The following is a 20871-nucleotide window of genomic DNA, read 5'->3' as shown; positions in this document are numbered from 1 at the left end:
CAGTAGAGCTCGTACTGAGCTTTTTACTGCATGAAATCACTATACGATATCCCCTTTATCAAAGCAAATATATTTTGCACTTTTCCACGTACTGCAAAATAAAAATATTTAATTTTCCAATTCTTCGTGATATTTTTTATAACCAATATACCCCTTTAATGACCATCTTTTCATCGCAAACTTAATGTAACGCTCTTCCTGTTCATCAATAATTTCACTATAAAAATCAGAATAATAATTAATAGTTTTCTTGACATCACTCATAGTGTTAAAGGTTTTCCGAACACTTTTACCTGCTAGCCGTACATGATATAAATCTGTTGGAGCTTCTTGTTCAAACCCGTCAAGATATCGATCTGCTTTAACCCAGGCATCATCATTAGTACCTTGAATATTTAAACGGAGTTCAAGTAAGACGAAATTTCCAAGTCTTCTTTTTTGATAACGATCAACTTCTCTACAATTTTGCCCCTCAAAATTTCTATTCTCTGTTGCCCACAAATGCTCTACCGACAAATAATCATTGGTTTTACCAGATGATCTACTCTTTAAAATCTTATCTATATTAATAGTCTTATTAGGTTGTAAAGAAGATTCATAGTTCATTAAGAAGTAGCGAAGTCCTCTCCACCCATAAAAATCAAAAGAACTCTTACCATCCAAATAAAATGAGGCTTCGAACCAACCATCATGCGCAAGATTTTGAGTAAAACTAACCAGTAAATATTCCAATGCTTGGTCATCATTTGTTAGTGTTGTTTTTCCAACTACTCTATTCTCCTCTGCAATAAAACTGTTTAACAAACTCCCATAGTAGTACCTACTCGCATACTGGTATAAGTCACCCTGACCTGTATCTTTTCTAAATGTCATGCCGTTAGCGATATAAACTCTAAAATTTAACGTTTCTAATAATTGTAAATGCCGTTCAAGCATCTCACCCTTACCTTTATTTTTGAGTACCAATGCTAAAAACAAGGGCATAATTGAAGCATGAACATTCTGAGCACGAATGTTTTCAATTAGTGGTTGAATAGCTTTATCAAGCCCAACATAATTAGGGGCATAAAGATGTTCGTACCATTTTGCAGATAATTTTAAAAATTGAATAAAATCTTGTAGTTTGGTTATTGTTTGATTTTTCTTTTCACTGGACTGCAAACATTGATCTATTTTTATTCTGTCCTTAAGAACATCATACCCATACTGGCTATCCGTTTTATTCATTTTAAAAAATACAACCAAACAATATCTTAAAAATGAACTCTCTTCATTTGGTGATGTTTTTTTCGCTTTATTTAGTGATTGTAAAATATCAGACCAATGTTCAGTAATATCATCCCGCAATGAAAAAGCAGATAGCTTAATTGAACAATAAATTAAATAGTTTTTGACTTTTTCCAATTCACTGAGTTGTTTACCTCGATTGTTAATCACTTCAAACATGATACCAGTTTCAGCATCTTCAACTGGCGAATAAACTAAAAACCCTAAACGCTCTTCTAAAACATTTAAAATCTGCGTAATAAGAACTCCTGAAGAAGTTTTTTGAGTCAACCATTTATGGATCAAATCATGAGCATTCAATAGTCGTTCGTGTGACTCTAATGTAATAGGGCAATTTTCTAAATTACGATCAGATAAAATAACTTTCTCAAAAAATTTATTAGTATCTAAATTCAACTTCAAAACAAACTGATCATTACCAATATCACCACGCTTTAAATATTTGGTGCCAATACTCTCTTTGTCCTCTCTATCAGCAAATAGAGAAATACATTTTAAAAAAATAACCAAGGTAGTTAACCGCTGTTGACCATCTACAATATGATATTGATTAGACTGATCTTTATTCAGTGATAAAACAAGTGTACCTGTATAGTGCCTAACGGCTGAAGTATCTAAAAGAAGATGATCAATATCTTTCAATAATTCATCAATCTGCTTTTCATCCCATGCATACCCTCGTTGATAGTCTGGGATACAAAAAAAATTCCCCTCAAAAATCTCTGGTAATGTCCGAAGCTGATGTACAAAGTTATTTTTCATTAGGTGCCCGAACCTGGTCTATCCCTTCATCCTTTAGCACAGAAAGATTTATCATTATTTTTTGGTAACTTGTCTAAGACTAATCAAATTTTATATACCACACACTCTCCATTTCTAGTTGATTCCAACCATCTTAATCAGGTAAAAGCCGTATATATTCAGGATGATGGCACCACAAATATTTCTTCTAACCTTAGAGCAAATGAGGGCAACTCTTCTCAAACAAAATCAATTTATCCAGTTCATGCTGCCTTAGGTTTAAGCGTGTCAGAAATGTTATTCAATAATTGCACCCCTGTATTAGTAGAAGGTCCTTCAGATCAAATTTATTTATCAGCAATAAAAACCTTATTAATTTCTTTTGGAGAGTTAACACCCAAAAAGGATATAATTTTTATTCCATCTGGAGGAACCCGAGGAGTCAAACCTATTGTAAGTCTTTTAACGGGAAAAAATGATGAACTGCCAATTGTTTTATTAGATGGTGACACTCAAGGTTCAAAAATGGCAGAAGCTCTGAGAAAAGATTTGTACCAAGACACGCCTAATTCAATTCTAATAGTTTCAGAAATTATAGGAATGGATCAAGCTGAAATTGAAGATTTAATACCACCTTCAATCATGAAAAAACTTTCAAGATATCAATTGCGTTCCAATGACCCAGATTGTGATTTTGAAGATTATTACGCTAAAGACTTACCCATTCTTAAACAATTGGAAGAGTTTGCTGTTACAAATGAAATCATGCTTGAGAAAGGATGGAAAGTTGAATTCGCTAAACTTGTAAAAAATCATTTACTCAAAATTTCACGAGACAAAATTTCTGAAGATACTATTAACGTATGGAAAACTCTTTTTTCTAAATTAAATTAAACTATCACTTATTACTATTAGCCGAATTAATGTGATTAATTCGGCTGTTTTCTTTTATAAATTAAACTGTTTTAAATTCCTGAATTGACTAAACCTACCCTTAATTTTATCATTCAACTGCTGACCTACATCGTCAGTCGGTTTTAGCAGACCGTTTCATACAGCGCATCAGGGTTTATTCTTCTGAGTATCCCTTATGCGTAAAACCTTCTCGTCCCCCTTTGCGGTAGAACGGGAGGGGGACGCGTTCGCGCGTGCTGGTTCTGTATGTCCAGTCTGCTAACCCCTTTTCGTTCTGCCACCATTATTTAGCAGTAAGTTGGTAGAGCTTCTTAATACATACAGGAGTAGTCGCCATGACTCAGCATTTTCTATCTTTATTGTTTTCCCTAAAGCGATTTTCTATCCCCTTGTTGCCCTAGCAACATTCATAAACCTTTGCTGATATGACTGATCCAAATGCGGTTTAGCTTTGGAAGGCTTTGTCTCGCCTAAATTTCAGAACATAAGCAAAATTTATAACACTTTAAATTACACAATAATAATTCGGGGAAATGATGAAAATTCAAACTTCACTTGTGCTCATCTCTATTGCATTGATGGCTTCAGGTTGTGCCAGTAAAACAGAACGTCAATTTATCAGTGGTTGTAAAACAGGTGGTATTGATGGCAGTACCTGTTCATGCATCTACGACAAACTTGAAGATAAATATGGAGAGGATGGTCTTAAAAATAATCTGTACACCCTTCAACAAACTGAATCCTTTCAGATGGATATGGTCAACGTTTCCTATCAGTGCATGAAGGAATAGCCATGAGAACACTTGCAGGCATCATCTGTGTCATCGCCGTGATTTGCTTTTTAGGTTTGCCATTTATTGGCTTCATGATCGTGATGGGAATTTTTATTGCATTGGCAAAATATGCAATTGGGGGAAAGTAAATGAATTCAAATATTAAGACATGGGTGATTAGTAGCTACTTGGTGATTGGTTTTTTCTTTGCCATCTATCAACACTTTTGGGGACAGTATAACTACAAGCCATTTACCTACAATTTGGGACAAGGCTTAGTGTGGCCTGCTGTAATGTTTCCAGTCATCGGTAAAATTGTAGGCGGTATCTTGATCCTCTTATTCATTTGGTTCGTTGTTATTCGACCTAAGTTATAACGGAGTGCAATCATGAAAAAAATACTTTCCACTGTAGCACTTTCAACTTTACTAATCGCTTGTAGTCAAAACAATCAGCTAGCTCAACAAAGTGCTACAGATCAAGCTGAACACAGCTCATCTAATACTGCTACACAGAAGGAGCAATCTAAATATGCCCCATATAGCAAGGAAGAGGTTGAAGCCAAAGTACAAGCCTTAACTCAGATTGTAGAAAATGATACCGAATATCTCCCTGCTGCGGTCAAACAAGCCCAATCATTTCTTGAGAGTTGGGATAAATATCCTGAAGCACTCAAATCCATGATGGAGTCTGATCTTGATCCCAACAATCCTGAATATAGCAATAATATTCCGATGGAGATGGAGCAACCTGCGTTATCTGTTCGTGCCCAAATTTCCAGTCGTGAGTCTCAATCTGCTTTTAATGTACAAGGGGCGATTGAATATATTCTAGAGATTCAGTCCACCAATGATCAACCTTTTGTTTTACAAGGTATGAGTATTAACCGTGGTCGTTGTGGTTATTACACCGCTGACTTTCATAGCAAGATGCCTGTACAAATGAGCTATAGTTCTACGGTATCGTACTTGTTGAAATGCCGTGGTGATCAGGTACTTGAAGCTGAATTAATGACCGACCAAGGCAATGTGAGTTTGTCTTTTTGAGGTTAGTAAATATGGAATAGAGAACACGGTATTAGCAGTGTTCTCTATTGAAAAGTCAATAATTTATAAACCTCTTCGGTTTTTCGAATCGATCACACCTTTACCAAAACTACGCATGTTTGACTTATCTTTTCCTCTCGGATGCTGCTGCTCTTTTTCACAATTCACTAGATAAGGCGCAGCATAATTAAGAAAGTTAAAAACTTCATGCTCAACATCACGATGAATCATACCAATGCCTAATGTTCCCATCGCTTTATATATATCCATATAGTCGGGATGGTTACAGTTAAAAATATAACCACAGCCATGTGTAATCTGCTCCCAACACTCACCTACCCACTGCCCCATTTCAAAACCACTTCGATGTACATTCCCATCGTACATAAGCAGAAGATGGCAGTGATAGCCTTTGCTTACACCATGCTCTAATGCCCATGCATAACCATGTAAACCACTAAAGCAAGTATCCTGATCTGCGATACGCCGAAGCAAGACCTCTAAGGCTTGGTTAAATGCCTGAATGTTGTATAAGGCTTGATATTCTTTCTTGATAGATAGATCCACTCGAACAACTAATGTTCTCGCATAATGATGAATGAGTGTGGATGCATATTCAAAAAGGCTCTGTTGATTCTTTAATTCACGTTGTTGAAAATCGATCAGTTGCTGTTTTACACAGCCTGATAATGATTGGATGTAAGTCAGAATATGCCAGACGGTCATCTCATCCAAACAGACTATACAATCATAGTCTGCCTGTGGCATTTGGCTCAATGTGTGATCAACGATGTTCACCACTTCAATGAATATCTGCACTGTATTGCAATAGAAAAAATTAGCGTTATAGATTGGCTTAAATGACTGAACTAATTTTTGTAGGTCTATCATAAAGTTTTGATGATATAGATCATAACTACCCAAGCATACCTCTTGAATGAAATGGTCTACTGCTGCCAATACTTCTGCTTCATGGTAAAGCTGATCATATGGATTATTTTGAAATTGAACATTTTGGTACATTTAGGTTCTCACTGAAACATAAGGTTCATATCTAAGTGAGCGATGTAAAATTTTACTAGTCCTTATTCTGTAGCAGGATGTTGTGGTCATCCTGCTTAGCTGAATATGCTTAAAGACTTTGGAACATACTATAGGGTTAGTTCTGCATATTTTTAGTGATTTGATATGGATACGTTATCTATAGCCCATTTGAGTATGGGCTATACTAAACTAAGCAACTCATTGTACTTACTCAACCAGATAAGATATTGTTTATGTTATCATTATATTACTTATAGATAATAATATAAGATACCTGTTAAGCATTCTGAGCGGTTGGTTCGATAAGATCATTCATCCATATCAAACTTATCAGCAATACATCGGGATTTGCATAGGCTAAAGTTACGCTATATTTTTAAATATCTGCGAAGCCATCTATCGCTCTACATTCGGTAGGAAGTAAGCCAAAATTTTGTAATTGTGGCAAGCAAAGTGAATTAAATGAACTGAAATCTGAATCATTATTTTTGTGTTGTTGACTCATGATAGAGTCATCATCTGTATTATCTATTAAATAAAATTCATTTGCTCGTATAGTAGGATCAAGCATAAAAATGCAGCTATATGTTTGTTGATGATAGGAACGAGGCATAATACTAAATGGTTTCAACTGCTTAATATCACCTTGCTTAGTAAGGAACGGGTAAAGCTTATTGTTTGTAATCATTGTCAGTAAAAAACGAATTAAATGTGCAATACTTTGAATTTCTAGTACGAAAAATTTACTCAAGTCACGATCAGCCATCTGAAGCAACGAGCTTAGCTTAAATTTATTTTCAAGTCGCTTGAAATCATCCACATCTATAGCATCAAAATTCAGTAATAATTGTTTTAGTCTATTTGAGGAAGAATACAGCTCTAAATTCCACTGTTCCAAATAACACTGAAATAATGCGCAAGCCATCGAAGTGTTAGCAAAATTATTCGGCTTGGTGTCCAACTCATTATAACTTATGACTTCTCCCAACAACTTCTTAGCTAAAGGGAACTTCTTTAATTCAAAATAACCACTCAATAAATTAAGAACTAGTTCTTTTTGTAAATCATCCTGAACTAGTCTAGATGAATTTTCAAAATTAAATACTGTTCGCTGGCATAAGCGATCACTCAATATTCTAGGCTCATGCTGCTTCAAACAAACCCATGCTGCATGTGGCTCTTGTTTATAATTTAAATGGTAGTCTAATTCTTTATCATAGGTTTCAAAAAACTTAAGAAAGCGACTTACGCTTTGCACTTCAAAAAGCTGAGTAGGTTTATTTTTCTCAATATAAAATCGACCATATCGAGCTTTATCACCCCAAAGTTCATGCGATAAGTTGAGTGCGTAAAATGGATTTATTTGGCTGATAATTTTACTTGATTGAGTACCATCGACTCGTGTACGTATGAGTCCCTGTTGCTTTAATTTTTTAACACATCGAAAAATCGCATCTTTAGACAGTCCAGTTTTATGCTTTAACTTATGAATTCCACATTTATTGGTGATACCAAATTGATTACTATGTCTAATCAATACCATTAACACTAATGCTGTTTTGAAATCGATTTTTCCAGATAATATCGGTTTAACATGTTGTAAGTGATGTACATAAAAGTCATGTAGTCTTGTATCAACAAGATGAAAAAATAATGCCTTAAGCGGAAGGTCATGATTCATCAACTTAGTAAACCATCGCTCAATATCAAAATGACTTGTGGTCTTTAAACTTCCCCTAACACTAAACATTTCAATATCTAATTTTACAAATGCTTTGCCAGATTTATCATCAGTTCTTTGAATGATAGTTTGATGCTCTTGTAATTCATTCAGCGTAGTCTGCAATTTTTTTTCATGAAATACAAATTCCTTTGCACTCATTGCAGTCGTTAAACAAAATTCTTGCTCTCCATACCTCTTAATTATTTGGAGTAACAACCATCGTGCTGTTGGGGTCAAAGTAATAGGAGAAAATTCATGAGCAAGCAAATAAAGTAAAAATTTATTTTCCATGAAGTTCTACAACTCATACAGCTTATAATTGGACAAATATGAATGATAATAATCAAATACGCAACTATTAAAATTTAGTAAATATTAATTTAATATTATGGTTAACATTTATTTATTAATAAGTTAATATTAACCATGTTATCTATTTAATAAAAATGAACACCATGTCAAGACCATACGAAAATTTTGAAAATTGGATGAAGAAAGACAATAAAACGAAGGAAGATTTCATTCAAAAAAATAAAGATACATGGAGCAAATCAATCCCCCAAAAGTTTAACGTATCTATATCCCAACCCCTTATCCTATTCGGTTATGATCAAGAACAAGCCACACTTTCAACAAAAGAAATTGTCACCGTATCTAAAGAGTTTTATGAAACTATTCGTAAGAAGTTTAGAGAGTACAAGTACCAACTCTCTAAACAACATAAAAGTCGTATTCAAGCGAGAATAAGTAAAAGCACTACATCTAAACTTGAACAAATCAAAAAAAAGCTTGAACATAGCAGTGCTTCAGGGACACTTGAACATGTCATTAATAGTTTTGACGAAGACAAATTAAAGCAACAAATTCAAATTAATAAATTACAGGAACAAATTCAAAAACTGAGGGATTATGAAGAATATATAAAGAGTAAGCACAAATTAGAGCTTGAGACAGCACATGCACTCAATCAGAAAATTCAGGATTACTTATTCAGCCAATGGGTTTCAACCCAGCAAAAATTGGAAGTCCTAGAAAACCAATTTCCGAATGAAGATGACCTTGACCAAATTTATGCTTCTCAAAGTGACGAAGGAAAGGAGAACTCTCGCAGGATAATAAAATCAAATTTACAATCTGATTTTAATAACAACCTTCTCCGCATAACAGCGACACTGGAACTCAAATCAGAAACCACAAATCCCCTTCATACAACTATTGCGCCTATTTCTGAAAACGATTACCCACCTATTTATCCACGACCTTCAGGATTTATTAAACAAGGGGAAATTAGTCATAATGACATAGAAGAAAAAATTAATAATAAACAAGAAGCTATGCCAAAGTATCTTACAAACCAAGTAAAACTATTTACCAACAAATAAGCTTAAATTGGATTTAATATTTCCTCCAATATTTCAGGCTGTCCCCTCAACCAATGGATGATCGTTTCATCTAAATAAGCAGTGTTGTTATATGGCATTTTATAATTCAAATCCTTCAGCTTAAGTGAAGGATTTTTAGAATGAAGAATACTTTCTAGTTTTTTAATTTCAACTTGGATTTTATTGATTTTTTTAGCTTTTACAGCAGATGATACTTTTTTACGTTTTACTGAGTTATCTGAGCGTGGTTCAGACATGAACTCATCACCTTTTTCAAGTTTTTGAAGCTCAGCATGCATGTGCGTAATTTCAGACTTGATCCAAATGACATCATATTTTTCAAATTCTTTGAGTAATATAGGTATGATTGAAGTGACGGCCTGATTCAGGTTATCCCATTTACGACCACGTTGAGCTAATTGCTCACGTAAAATTCTGTATATTATTTCTTGTCTTGGGTATAAATTTTTGGTATGGCTTGCCACCGCTGCTTGTGTTGCTTTAGCTTGCCTTTCAAGCTTCGTATCGCAGATTAAATAAAACCTTCCACTTAATGCATCTACATACGCCATTAAAATATTTGAGTAACGATTTTTTTGGAGCGTCTTTTTTAACTGCTCCATATCTTGTCTTAAGCTATTGATCTGCACTAGAAGTTCAAAAATTTGGACAGGCTTAAAAGGAATTGATTTAATGTCACTACTCACCTCTATCAGACTTAAGGCTTGCTCACTGAGTGAAAAATCATTATCTTTCATTCGAAGCATAATTTTTTCTTTCATAGCTGCATATAATGGATTCCCAAACTCTGCCACCAAATCACACTGATAGTAGTAACAGAAATTTTCAACAATGTTCTGTTCAAGTAATGCTAAATCTGAAGTTATTTTTGATTCCATAATTTTTTAATCCATTATTTAACAAAACATTATAACCTGATAATGCTAAAATTTTTTTATACATGAGTACTGATCTACTTTAATCCTTTTCTAAATTTTATAGTGACCTCATCAACAAACAGAACTAATGACTTAAAAATACGCGTTGCTCTCTGACCTGTATTTAAAGCTAGAAATTAGTTCTTTCATCTAATTGTTATGACTACAAAAGGATCAAAGGTATGGGCTACTTAACATCTAAAGAAATTCGCCACAAACTTAAAAATTGCTCTCCTTCAACATTATGGCGTTACCAACAACCCAATCAAAAAATGTTCGAACAACCGATGCCACAACCTATTAAGAAATGCGTTGGCTCTACTAGCCTTTGGGATGAAGAAACGTTTAACGAATGGCTAATCAAATATTTCAATAACAACCAAATGAGTAATCTGTCTAGCTAGACAGATTACTTAATTTTTTCCACCATTTTTTATAAGCCTTCGACATCTCTTTTTGATAATCATAATAGTCATATGTCCCCTGTTCCCCAGGCATCACATGACCAACCATCAGTTCCGCAACATCCCTACTTGTAAACGCACTGAAATTTGTCCTTGCTGTACGCCGTAAATCATGCATAGACCAATGATCCATTTCAATTTTATAATTCTTCCTTGCAAATTGCATGAAGTTATAAGGGGTATCTGTTGGCCCACTACGCCCCATTGGCTCTTTGCCATTTTCATGTGGGAAAATGTATTCAGAATTACTCAAATCAATTGCAGACTGAAGCCACGGTTTAATTTCATCAATAATAGGTCGGACAATGTCCCCTTTACTTTCTCCTGTCTTATGATTTTCATACGGTACTGTCCATGTATTTTTACTAAAATCAAAATCTGATTTCCGTGCAAGCCTCAACTCACTATATCGATTACCATAAAACAAACATAACTTGAGAAATAAAACATTCCTTAGGGATGTTCTCGATTCTTCACAAATTTTAAAAATTAAAGATAACTCATCATCTCTTAACACTCGATTCGTTTTATTCTTCTTAATATTTAAGTCACGCTTTCCAGTGATGTGTCGTATAGGGTTTTGCTCAATTAACTTTCGATTAACGCCCCAGTCCAAGCACTGCTTAGTATTTGTAAGAATACGATCAGTTATCGATGGTGACTGTTTAAATTGCTCTTCTAGTAAATCTAACCACATATGTAATGTGATTTGCTCAGCAGGTATGCTACCTAACTTTGGGAAAACATAAAGTTCAAATGATCTCAAATATTGATCTGCATTCTTTTTATTAGGAATACTATATTTCGCATGCCACTCACGAAATAACGCTTCAAAAGTTATAGCCTCTGTGATCTTGTGAAGTTCTACTTTTTTATGAATACGTGGGTCATGTCCCTTTTCTAAAATTGCTTTCATTTTCTGCAATTCAATACGAGCTTCTTTAAGGCTCATATTTGGATAGGTTCCCAAGTCTAAACGAGCTTGCTTATCGTTATATCGAAAACGCATCTGAAAAGTGAGCTTTCCTTTTTGTGATACACGAACGCTCAATCCATCTTGATCAGGCTCTGTATGTATAGCTGAACGTTCACGATCTAGATTCTTCTTAAGCCAAGTATCTGTTAAAGGCATTTTACTCCACCTGTGTACATATTTTTTTCAAGTAGCTAATTCTAGAAAATATGTACACACATATGTACACAAACATACTGACTAGACTTGAAATTCATTGAACGGGGTTGAAAGATATATCAGATAAAGAATAGCAATATTTTTATATTTTTACAGTACTTACAATGATTTTATTATTATATTTGAAATAGGTTGAATGGGCTTGAATAGATATCAAATATTTGGGTGGGAAATAATAGCAAATGTGCGTCGTTGAGCGACCTGTGCCGCTAACTCATCTTTAAAACTCATGAAATACACCTACTGCGGAGACTGCAGTGCCAAAGATCTAAAGTCGATCAAAATAAAAATTGGCGTAATTGTAGCAGATTTATAGGTACTGTTTAGAGATTGTTGAGTTGTTGGCCCGTGTTTTCATATTTGAAATAACTTTGGTGAAAATATAAAAATTCGGGTCCTCACACCAATAAAAAAGCCTGTCCAATATAAACAGGCTTTTACAAGTGAACTTAAAAAACTTATGCCAATTTCTTTTCTTCAATAAAATGAACATCGGCAATTTGTGCATCCCAAAACTCAGTCCACAATGCACAATAATCAAGACATAGTTTGGTCAAGCTTTCATAATCATCTTTGGTAATCGCTTGTGCTAATGCAAACCACAAGTCGTCTTGATGATCATCATCAGCAGCTTCTGCTGTTTCATCTGTTGAGACGCCGTGGACGTGATAATAACCACCACCCTCAACATCAATATTAACGAACTTGGTGGCTTGTCTTAATGGCGGGCTAAAAAGAATAACCTCTTCTTCTGCTACAGCCAATAAAGCCACTACATTCATATAGCTATCATAAGAAGCTTCTAAAAATGTTCTCACCTGATCTGCAATTTTTGAAGGTTTATAATTACGGCGGTCGTCCTCAGACAAACCGTAGTCATTTAATAAATCTTCATATAATGGATAATGTGCGTATTCAGGGTTTCCTAAATAATAATTATCTTTACCCAAACCCGGTCTAAAACCAAATTCATCTAATATATTTAGGCTTAATAACACACGTGGAAACATTTTGGCGCCAGAGTGAAGCTTTGGTTCCAATTGCTTTGTTAAAAACTGTGCCTGTAATAAAGCATCAGTAAAAATTTGTACGATGGCATGACGATATTCTAAATGAATACGTGTCAAGGTTTGTTTATCAAGATAACCGTTATTTAATATTTCAATGGCTGGATGATGACTTACTGGTAAATGTGCAATTCTATTCCTTAACTGTTTGAGAAATTGTAAGTTTTCTTCCCACTGTTGGGCAGAAATACTATTTTTCATACCTTGTAATGCTTTTTGTCTTGGATTATCAAAGTCTTCAAATTTTTTTGACATAATCATTCTCAATAAAAAGTTTTTCTTATAGTTAAGCTAAGGCTTATCCCCCTATTTCCATTTCGCACTCAATTGCTAAAAGGATAAATTCCATATACCCATACTTAACGAGTCGATATTATGTTTATTATCTCAACAAATCAATGGATTAATTAATATTATTTAAAAAAGTAAACTATTGCCAATAAAAAATATATATTATTGTTTTTTAAAATAAACCAAACTATTGAATAAATATAATTTTTTAAATATCATAAAATAAGTTTTATTTAAGCTTTCATACTTTACAATAGCAAAGTTAATCAAAAAATATCTATGACGGGGCAACCAATGTCAAAAAGAGAAACGATTATAACAACAGCAATGACCCTTTTTAATCAGAAAAGTTATACCTCAATTGGGGTAGACAAAATTATTGCTGAGTCCAATGTTGCAAAAATGACTTTCTATAAGTACTTCTCTTCTAAAGAAGTTTTAATTGAAGAATGCCTTCAGCGAAGAATTTTGGAAGTGCAGGCTTCTTTATTAGAAAAGGTAAACCGCGCACATGATCCGTTAAATAAACTTAAAAATGTTTTTAACTGGTATATAGACTGGATTAACACTGAAGATTTTTATGGTTGTTTATTTAAAAAAGCGACTATAGAAGTTTTACAAATGTATCCATCCATTAAAAGCCAAGTGAACCAATATAGACAATGGATTTACGACTTAGTAGTCTCTATGTTTTTAGAGCTAGACATTGAAGATCCAACAGTTCTAAGCAGCCTTTTTCTAAATATTATTGATGGGCTTATTATCGATGGCACCATTAATAAACCAGAAATTAATGCTGAAAGAACATGGTCTTATATAAATAAACTCATTGAGCTTGAAACAACGCAGAGCTGTGCGGCTGCGTAAATAGATTTAATTATTTATGATGCTATCTCATAAATAAACCTTGTTTTAACCCATACGAAAGCTTGAATACATACTCTTTTACATGAACAGACTTGTTTCATCTTCTTAGCTATATATAGATTAGGCCGTTATGTTTTAAATGCATAGCGGCCTTATTTTATATAAGCTCAAGCTTTTCTTAAAAAAAATTTATTAATAAAACTCTAATGTTAGTTAAGCTCATCTATTTAATTAATTAATCACTAAGAAAAATACTTTTTAAAATATATTGCAATAACAGTTCTCTATTATCAGCCTTCGTTTCATCTAGCAGTTGAATAATGGCACCATCAATTACAAATAAAAACATATGAGCATCTTTTTTAGTAGCATCGTTCTTCGCTGTTAAAAGCAATTTATAAACTTCATCAATTAACCATTGACGGTACTGTATAACCACTTGATAGGCTGTAGGGTAAATTTTTTCAATTTCAAAAATAGCTCTAAATGGCAAATAATAATGCCCTTCCAGATTGACATGTAAAAAGAATATTTCCTTTAACTTTTCACGCACCACTAAATCTTTTTGTGTGTAAATAATTGAGAAGACTTTTTCTTTTAAAGCATCTTTTTGAAAGTTTAAACTCATTTCAATAAGCCGCTCTTTAGACTGAAAATATTTATAAAACGTGGTTTTGGTCACTTCCGCTTCTTCTACAATGCGGTCTACACCAACGTTGTGAAAACCATGGTCATTAAAAAGATAACGAGATGTATGAAGCACACTTAACGCGCGAAATGAGAGATCTGAATATGGCATATATGTACCGTTATAAAATAATTTGTTGTTGTGTCTAAATGAGATAAAACAGCCGCAACTTTTGCTCTAGGCAAAAAAAGCATGCAAAGGCCCCAAAGATGGCCCTAGGGCATCTCAAGTTTATTGTTGATATGATTTTTTAGTTGTGACGAACTAAAGCCTGAAAACTCGAAAGTGATCAAACTGTGTTAAAGACTAACTGGGAGGTGTAAAAAAAGTATGCACAGCCAACTCCTTATATGGGGAGTTCTGCCAAAGCATTAATAAAGAATTATGGTGGCAGAACGAGCAAGGGTTCGCAGACTGATAGTAAAGAATCAGCACACCCGAAGGTGTCCCTCACTCGTCCTACCGCAACGAGCGAGGGACGATTTACACACAAGACTACTCCTCAGAGGGAATAATCTGATGCCTTTACTAATCGGTCTGCGACAACCGGCTGGCAATGTAGGCCAGCAGGCAAAGGATAATCTGAGAGTTTAGAAGTGTCAATGTGGAATTTATGACAAGTTTTTAAAATTCTTATTATTTTTCATTAGATTAACTAAATTATTATTTTAGATATTATATAAAGTTGTAATTTTAAAATTTATCACAAGTTCGTTAAACAAAATGAGCGCCTTGTGACTGAATCAGTTGCCCTACATTTACAGGCATTCCTAACAAGTAACCTTGGAACTGCTGACAGCCTAAACGCGTTAAAATTTCGACTTGCTGCTGAGTTTCCACCCCTTCGGCTGTTACGGTTAAACCTAACTTTTTCGCCAAATGAATAATACTTTCTAAAATGACTTCTTCTTTTGAGCCCGGTTTTAAATCGACAATAAAACCACGGTCAATTTTAAGCTCATCGACTGGTAAGTCTTTTAAATATAAGAAGCTTGAGTGCCCTGTTCCAAAGTCATCAATTGCGACACGAATGCCCATATCACGCAGCCGCTCACAAGCACGAATGCTTAAGTCGATATGCCGCATTGCAGTTGATTCAGTAATTTCAATAATGAGGTGATGAGGCTTAATTTGGTATTTTTTTAACAAACCTTCGAGGGTACTAAAGAGCTTTTTATTTTCAAACTGCAAAGCCGATAAATTGACTGCGATTGGATAAAACTGGGTATTGCTACGTTCCCATTCCTGAATTTGCTGGCAAGCTTGCTCAAGTGCCCAATATCCCATTGGAATAATTAAACCTGTCTTTTCCGCGCCACCAATAAACATGTGTGGTGTCAGCATACCTAAAGTTGGGTGGTTCCAGCGAATGAGTGCCTCTACCCCGCAAATCTCAAGGTTGGTATTAAATTTAGGTTGGTAATAGAGAACAAATTGTTTTTCTTCGACTGCTTTATATAAATCATTGATCAGTTTTGACTGACTTCTGGTTTCTTGTTGGTGGGTTGAATAACTAAAGACGGTGTAAGTATTGCGGCCCTGCTCTTTAGACATCAGCATGGCAGCATCGGCATTCATTAGCAGGTCTTGAACATTCTGCCCATGTTCAGGGAACAATGCGATGCCAAGGCTTGCCGAAATATTAATTTCTTTACCGGAAATCTGGTAACTGTCTTGAATAAGCTGCAATACTTTTTCAGCAAGTTGCATTGCCTCTTCAGTATCGGTATTTTCAGCTATTAATAAAAACTCATCTCCGCCAATTCTAAGCAACTTACACTTTTCATTGAGTTGCCAATGTAAGCGATTGGCCATTTGTATAAGCAGTTGATCACCAATGTGGTGACCAAAGGCATCATTTACCGATTTAAAACGGTCTAAATCAATATAAAGAAAAGCAATTTTCTGGTCTTTATAACGATGGTCTGACAGAAGAACTTCTGCGTAATCAACTAAATAAAGTCGGTTTGGTAATTTAGTTAAGTTATCTTGAATGGAGAGATTGGCGAGTTCTTTATTGGCTTTACGGAGTTCTAAATTTCGTTGATTCAGTCGTTGTTCCAGCACGGCGACAATAAAACTCGCGACCAGTACCAGACATGTAACCAGAATAATAGTAAACAACAACAGGTCATGTTCAGCCTGATATTGGCTCACAAATTTATCGGTAATATTAGTCGCAATGAGTGCCGTATAGTGCATGCCCATAATGCTTAAAGTCATCATGACTGCAAAAGCGAGTTTTAAACTTACTCGATTACGCTCGCTCTCTTTTAATTTATAGGCCAACAAAAAAGCTAGACCTGAACCACTCATGGCAATTAAGACAGAAAATAAAATGAGAAATGAGGTGTAATCTTTCTTATAAATATCAATATTCCAGCCCAGCATACTCACATAATATGAAGCTGAAATACCAATGCCCATAATGACTGAGCTTAAAACCAACCTAAATAATGGTAGTGTAAAACGGGAAGTGAGCCAAATTGCCACACAAGAAAGTACAGCACTAATACCAAAAGAAAGCGTAATTAAAGAAAGATTAGCGTTGGCAGTTTCAAATAAATGATAAGCATGCATGCCAACAATATGGACAATACTAATCGCTGCTGCGAGTAATAATCCATTAAATAATAAAATAAGCGGTTCAATCTTTTGATAGGCTTGCTTAAATATTAATTGCTCCATGGAAATCACAATATAGCAAATAGCGCCAGCCGCAATAAAAGAGCCGACGATCAATGTGCTATCGTAATCAACATGACCCATATTGGACTTCCATGATTATTCAATACTTTTTTTTATTTTGTTCAATTCATTGCACAAAATACAATTAAACACGTTAAAGAAAAATAGTAAATTCGACTTTTTTGGTCAGTTATAAACAATAACATTATCTAACATTTGGTCAAGTATTTTTTACTTTAGAAATCAATAAAGTAAACAAAAATTAAGCATCCAATTATATGAAAAATATAGGATTTCTTAAATCTAGGTCAATTGACCTTAATGATGTTTTTTTAAGCTTATTTTAGCTGCTCTAAAATAAAAAAACCCTGCATGAAGCAGGGTCTTTTTAAACAATAGAAAAGAGTATTAGTTTTTCTCTTTGTCTACGATTTTGTTCGCTTGAATCCAAGGCATCATCGCACGTAATTTAGCACCAGTTTGTTCAATACCGTGTGCAGCATTTTGACGACGACGAGCTGTCATAGACGGGTAGTTCAACGCACCTTCTTGGATGAACATCTTCGCGTATTCACCAGATTGAATACGTTTTAATGCATTACGCATAGCTTCACGAGACTGTTCGTTAATTACTTCAGGACCAGTTACGTATTCACCGTACTCAGCGTTGTTAGAAACTGAGTAGTTCATGTCAGCGATACCGCCTTCGAACATCAAGTCAACGATTAACTTAAGTTCGTGTAAGCATTCGAAGTAAGCCATTTCTGGTGCATAACCAGCTTCAACCAAAGTTTCGAAGCCCATTTTAACAAGTTCAACTGCACCACCACAAAGAACTGCTTGCTCACCGAATAAGTCAGTTTCAGTTTCTTCACGGAATGAAGTTTCGATAATACCTGTACGACCACCACCTACGCCAGAAGCGTAAGAAAGCGCAACGTTACGTGCATTACCAGAAGCGTCTTGGTGAATCGCGATTAGGTCAGGAACACCTGAACCACGTTGGAATTCAGAACGTACAGTGTGACCAGGAGCTTTAGGCGCAACCATGATTACGTCTAAGTCTTTACGTGGAACAACTTGGTTATATAGAACAGAGAAACCATGAGCAAATGCTAAAGTCGCGCCTTCTTTGATGTTTGGCTCAATCACGTCACGGTAAAGTTGTGATTGGAATTCATCTGGAGTCAAAATCATTACGAGGTCAGCTTGCTTAACTGCTGCTGGGACTTCAGCAACTTTAAGACCAGCGTTTTCAGCTTTCTTCCAAGAAGCTGAACCTGCACGTAAACCTACAGTTACGTCTACGCCTGAGTCTTTAAGGTTAAGTGCATGAGCATGACCTTGAGAACCGTAACCAATAATCGCAACTTTCTTGCCTTGGATGATTGATAAGTCACAGTCTTTATCGTAAAAAATTTGCATTTGTGTTCTCCGCTAAAATACTTTTTAAAAAATTAAATGGCTAAAACTTTTTCGCCACGGGCGATACCTGATACACCTGAGCGAACGACTTCAAGAATGGTGTTTTCTGCAAGCGCATCGATAAAACCATCTAATTTTTCAGTTGTCCCTGCTATTTGAATGGTATAGGTCGTTGGTGTCACGTCTACAATTTGCGCACGGAAAATATCCGCAGTGCGCTTAATTTCGGCACGTGAAGCACCTAATGCTTTTACTTTGATTAGCATAAGTTCACGTTCAATGTGTGAACCTTCTGATAAATCAACTACTTTTACCACCTCAACAAGTTTGTTGAGCTGTTTCGTAATTTGTTCGATCTTATGGTCATCGCCATAAGTCGTTAACGTCAAACGCGATAATGTCGGATCTTCGGTTGGTGCAACATTCAAAGTTTCAATGTTGTAGTTACGTTGGCTGAATAAGCCCACCAAACGAGAAAGCGCACCAGCTTCGTTTTCAACGAGTACAGAAATAATATGTCTCATTAAATGCGCTCCCCTTTAGAAATCCACATGTCACGCATAGATTGACCTGCAACCTGCATTGGATAAACGTGTTCGCTACGGTCAACCATAACGTTGATAAATACGCATTTATCATTGATGGCCATTGCCTCTGCAAGCTTAGATTCAAGTTCATCGGCATGATTAATTTGAATGCCTACATGACCATAAGCTTCCATTAACTTGGCAAAGTCAGGTAATGACTCAACATAAGAACTTGAATGACGACCTTCATAGTTCATATCTTGCCATTGTTTTACCATACCTAAAGCACGGTTATTCAAGCACAAGATTTTTACGTTCAAGCCATATTGTTTACAGGTTGAAAGTTCCTGAATACACATCTGAATTGAAGCTTCACCCGTAATACAAACAACTTGTTGGTCAGGGAAAGCAAGCTTCGCAGCCATTGCATAAGGTAAGCCAACACCCATGGTGCCAAGACCACCTGAGTTGATCCATTGGCGAGGACGTTTGTACTTATAATAAAGTGCACCAAACATCTGATGTTGACCAACGTCAGAAGTAATGATGGCATCACCATTGGTTACTTTATATAAAGTTTCAACAACCTGCTGTGGCTTCATGGTGCCATCAGATGGGTTTTCATATTTCAAACCATGAACTTTGCGCCATTCATTAATTTGAGACCACCAAGCCGCAATTGCTTCAGGATTTGGTTTAGACACATTTAACTGTTTTAACTGTGCCAACATTTCTTGAAGAACAGGCTCTACTGCACCAACGATCGGAATATGCGCCATAATCGTTTTTGAAATGGTCGCAGGATCGATATCGACATGAATCACTTTTGAGTTCGGGCAGAATTTGGCTGGGTTATTTGTTACGCGGTCATCAAAACGCGCACCAATCGCCAAAATTACGTCTGCATGGTGCATTGCCATATTGGCTTCGTATGTACCGTGCATGCCCAACATGCCAATAAACTGTGGATCGTCGCCCGGGAATCCGCCTAACCCCATAAGTGTGTTAGTTACCGGATAACCAAGTAAATGTGCAAGTTCGGTTAATAACGCAGAAGCATTACCTTGTACGACACCACCGCCTGTATAAATAACAGGACGTTTTGCAGTAAGTAATTCATCAATTGCTTTACGAATTTGACCAGAGTGGCCACGTGAAGGCGGTTGATATGAACGCATCTTCACTTTTTCAGGGTATTCGTAGGCAAACTTTTCTGCAGGGTTCGTCGCATCTTTAGGAATATCAACTACAACTGGACCAGGGCGCCCACTTGACGCGATATAGAATGCTTTTTTAATAATTGCAGGGATTTCACTCGCGTGACGGACCTGAAAGCTGTGTTTCACGATAGGACGTGAAATACCAACCATGTCAGTTTCCTGGAAAGCGTCTTCACCAATCAGATGTGATGCAACCTGGCCAGACAAAATCACCATTGGGATTGAGTCCATATAAGCTGTTGCAATTGGAGTTACTGTATTGGTTGCGCCTGGACCAGAAGTGACCAGTACTACGCCAGTCTTACCTGTAGCACGCGAGTAGGCATCTGCCATATGACCAGCAGCTTGCTCATGGCGCACGAGGTAATGATTGATTTTGTCTTGTTGAAATAGCGCATCATAAATATGTAATACAGCGCCGCCTGGATAACCAAAAACATGTTCAACGCCTTCGTCCGCAAGAGCACGAACGAGCATTTCACCACCAGATAAAAGTTCCAACGTGATTCACCCTAAAATTTTTATCACTATTTATGGAAGGCACAAATAGTGTTTCATTCATTGAATTGTCTGCACTGTTATAGCACACATAT

General features: G+C 35.7%; 19 protein-coding genes. 8 read left to right on the top strand and 11 right to left on the bottom strand.

Translation table 11 applies throughout. The features are described 5' to 3' along the window. Positions 1-108 precede the first annotated feature (108 nt). Positions 109-2049 (bottom strand): DUF262 domain-containing protein, encoded by a 1941-nt coding sequence (locus ABLC00_RS03010; RefSeq protein ID WP_002045460.1) that lies wholly within the window; start codon positions 2047-2049, stop codon positions 109-111. 3 nt (positions 2050-2052) lie between these two features. Between ABLC00_RS03010 and ABLC00_RS03005 the strand changes: the two genes are divergently transcribed. The 5 genes from ABLC00_RS03005 to ABLC00_RS02985 all read left to right on the top strand — a co-directional run bounded on the left by ABLC00_RS03005 (position 2053) and on the right by ABLC00_RS02985 (position 4762). Then, entirely contained in the window at positions 2053-2922 is an 870-nt protein-coding gene (locus ABLC00_RS03005) for an AAA family ATPase (RefSeq protein ID WP_348941093.1), read from the top strand. Between the two features lie 557 nt (positions 2923-3479). Further along, positions 3480-3734 carry a hypothetical protein gene (locus tag ABLC00_RS03000; RefSeq protein WP_002045440.1) on the top strand — a complete coding sequence of 85 codons (255 nt, stop codon included), beginning with the start codon at positions 3480-3482 and terminating at the stop codon, positions 3732-3734. Between the two features lie 2 nt (positions 3735-3736). Then, on the top strand, positions 3737-3865 hold the full coding sequence (locus ABLC00_RS02995) for a hypothetical protein (protein WP_002045493.1): 129 nt from the start codon (positions 3737-3739) through the stop codon (positions 3863-3865). Next, positions 3866-4093 (top strand): hypothetical protein, encoded by a 228-nt coding sequence (locus ABLC00_RS02990; RefSeq protein WP_002045549.1) that lies wholly within the window; start codon positions 3866-3868, stop codon positions 4091-4093. Between the two features lie 12 nt (positions 4094-4105). Continuing rightward, a complete protein-coding gene (locus ABLC00_RS02985; RefSeq protein ID WP_002045463.1) occupies positions 4106-4762 on the top strand; it encodes a hypothetical protein in 657 nt (218 codons plus the stop codon). A gap of 63 nt (positions 4763-4825) precedes the next feature. On the opposite strand, the gene ABLC00_RS02980 is transcribed toward ABLC00_RS02985, so the two are convergent. Next, on the bottom strand, positions 4826-5785 hold the full coding sequence (locus ABLC00_RS02980; RefSeq protein WP_002045352.1) for an inovirus-type Gp2 protein: 960 nt from the start codon (positions 5783-5785) through the stop codon (positions 4826-4828). 397 nt (positions 5786-6182) lie between these two features. Continuing rightward, positions 6183-7820 carry a helix-turn-helix domain-containing protein gene (locus ABLC00_RS02975; protein WP_002045570.1) on the bottom strand — a complete coding sequence of 546 codons (1638 nt, stop codon included), beginning with the start codon at positions 7818-7820 and terminating at the stop codon, positions 6183-6185. 164 nt (positions 7821-7984) lie between these two features. Here ABLC00_RS02975 and ABLC00_RS02970 point away from each other — a divergent pair, with 164 nt between their 5' ends. Then, entirely contained in the window at positions 7985-8911 is a 927-nt protein-coding gene (locus ABLC00_RS02970) for a hypothetical protein (RefSeq protein WP_002061696.1), read from the top strand. 2 nt (positions 8912-8913) lie between these two features. Here ABLC00_RS02970 and ABLC00_RS02965 read toward each other — a convergent pair whose 3' ends face one another. Continuing rightward, positions 8914-9810 (bottom strand): hypothetical protein, encoded by an 897-nt coding sequence (locus tag ABLC00_RS02965; RefSeq protein WP_002045528.1) that lies wholly within the window; start codon positions 9808-9810, stop codon positions 8914-8916. Positions 9811-10031: 221 nt separating this feature from the next. Here ABLC00_RS02965 and ABLC00_RS02960 point away from each other — a divergent pair, with 221 nt between their 5' ends. Beyond that, positions 10032-10253, top strand: a complete 222-nt coding sequence (locus tag ABLC00_RS02960) for a hypothetical protein (RefSeq protein ID WP_002045477.1) — start codon at positions 10032-10034, stop codon at positions 10251-10253. Here ABLC00_RS02960 and ABLC00_RS02955 read toward each other — a convergent pair. Then, positions 10246-11445, bottom strand: coding sequence for an integrase arm-type DNA-binding domain-containing protein (locus ABLC00_RS02955; protein WP_002045389.1), 1200 nt, complete (start codon positions 11443-11445; stop codon positions 10246-10248). The genes ABLC00_RS02960 and ABLC00_RS02955 overlap by 8 nt on opposite strands. 518 nt (positions 11446-11963) lie before the next feature. Beyond that, positions 11964-12827: a hypothetical protein gene (locus tag ABLC00_RS02950; RefSeq protein ID WP_004710645.1), complete on the bottom strand. Its 864-nt coding sequence runs from the start codon at positions 12825-12827 to the stop codon at positions 11964-11966. 330 nt (positions 12828-13157) lie between these two features. On the opposite strand from ABLC00_RS02950, the gene ABLC00_RS02945 reads away from it, so the two are divergent. Then, positions 13158-13730 (top strand): TetR/AcrR family transcriptional regulator, encoded by a 573-nt coding sequence (locus ABLC00_RS02945; RefSeq protein WP_016803720.1) that lies wholly within the window; start codon positions 13158-13160, stop codon positions 13728-13730. A 235-nt stretch (positions 13731-13965) separates the two neighbouring features. Here ABLC00_RS02945 and ABLC00_RS02940 read toward each other — a convergent pair whose 3' ends face one another. The 5 genes from ABLC00_RS02940 to ABLC00_RS02920 form a co-directional block, all read right to left on the bottom strand. Next, the gene (locus ABLC00_RS02940; RefSeq protein WP_002053434.1) at positions 13966-14529 is read right to left on the bottom strand and encodes a TetR/AcrR family transcriptional regulator; all 564 of its coding nucleotides are present in this window, start codon (positions 14527-14529) and stop codon (positions 13966-13968) included. A gap of 603 nt (positions 14530-15132) precedes the next feature. Next, positions 15133-17187: an EAL domain-containing protein gene (locus tag ABLC00_RS02935; RefSeq protein WP_006582193.1), complete on the bottom strand. Its 2055-nt coding sequence runs from the start codon at positions 17185-17187 to the stop codon at positions 15133-15135. A 327-nt stretch (positions 17188-17514) separates the two neighbouring features. After that, positions 17515-18531, bottom strand: a complete 1017-nt coding sequence (ilvC, locus tag ABLC00_RS02930) for a ketol-acid reductoisomerase (RefSeq protein ID WP_002053209.1) — start codon at positions 18529-18531, stop codon at positions 17515-17517. A gap of 32 nt (positions 18532-18563) precedes the next feature. Beyond that, positions 18564-19055, bottom strand: a complete 492-nt coding sequence (ilvN, locus tag ABLC00_RS02925; RefSeq protein ID WP_001215920.1) for an acetolactate synthase small subunit — start codon at positions 19053-19055, stop codon at positions 18564-18566. After that, positions 19055-20779 carry an acetolactate synthase 3 large subunit gene (locus ABLC00_RS02920; RefSeq protein ID WP_002053493.1) on the bottom strand — a complete coding sequence of 575 codons (1725 nt, stop codon included), beginning with the start codon at positions 20777-20779 and terminating at the stop codon, positions 19055-19057. The genes ilvN and ABLC00_RS02920 overlap by 1 nt, the downstream gene beginning before the upstream one ends. Positions 20780-20871 lie beyond the last annotated feature (92 nt).

It is taken from the genome of Acinetobacter nosocomialis (genome assembly GCF_041021905.1).
Classification (GTDB): Bacteria; Pseudomonadota; Gammaproteobacteria; order Pseudomonadales; family Moraxellaceae; genus Acinetobacter; species Acinetobacter nosocomialis.
Note: the sequence above shows the minus strand (reverse complement) of the source record. Positions and strands in the feature narration are given on the sequence as shown.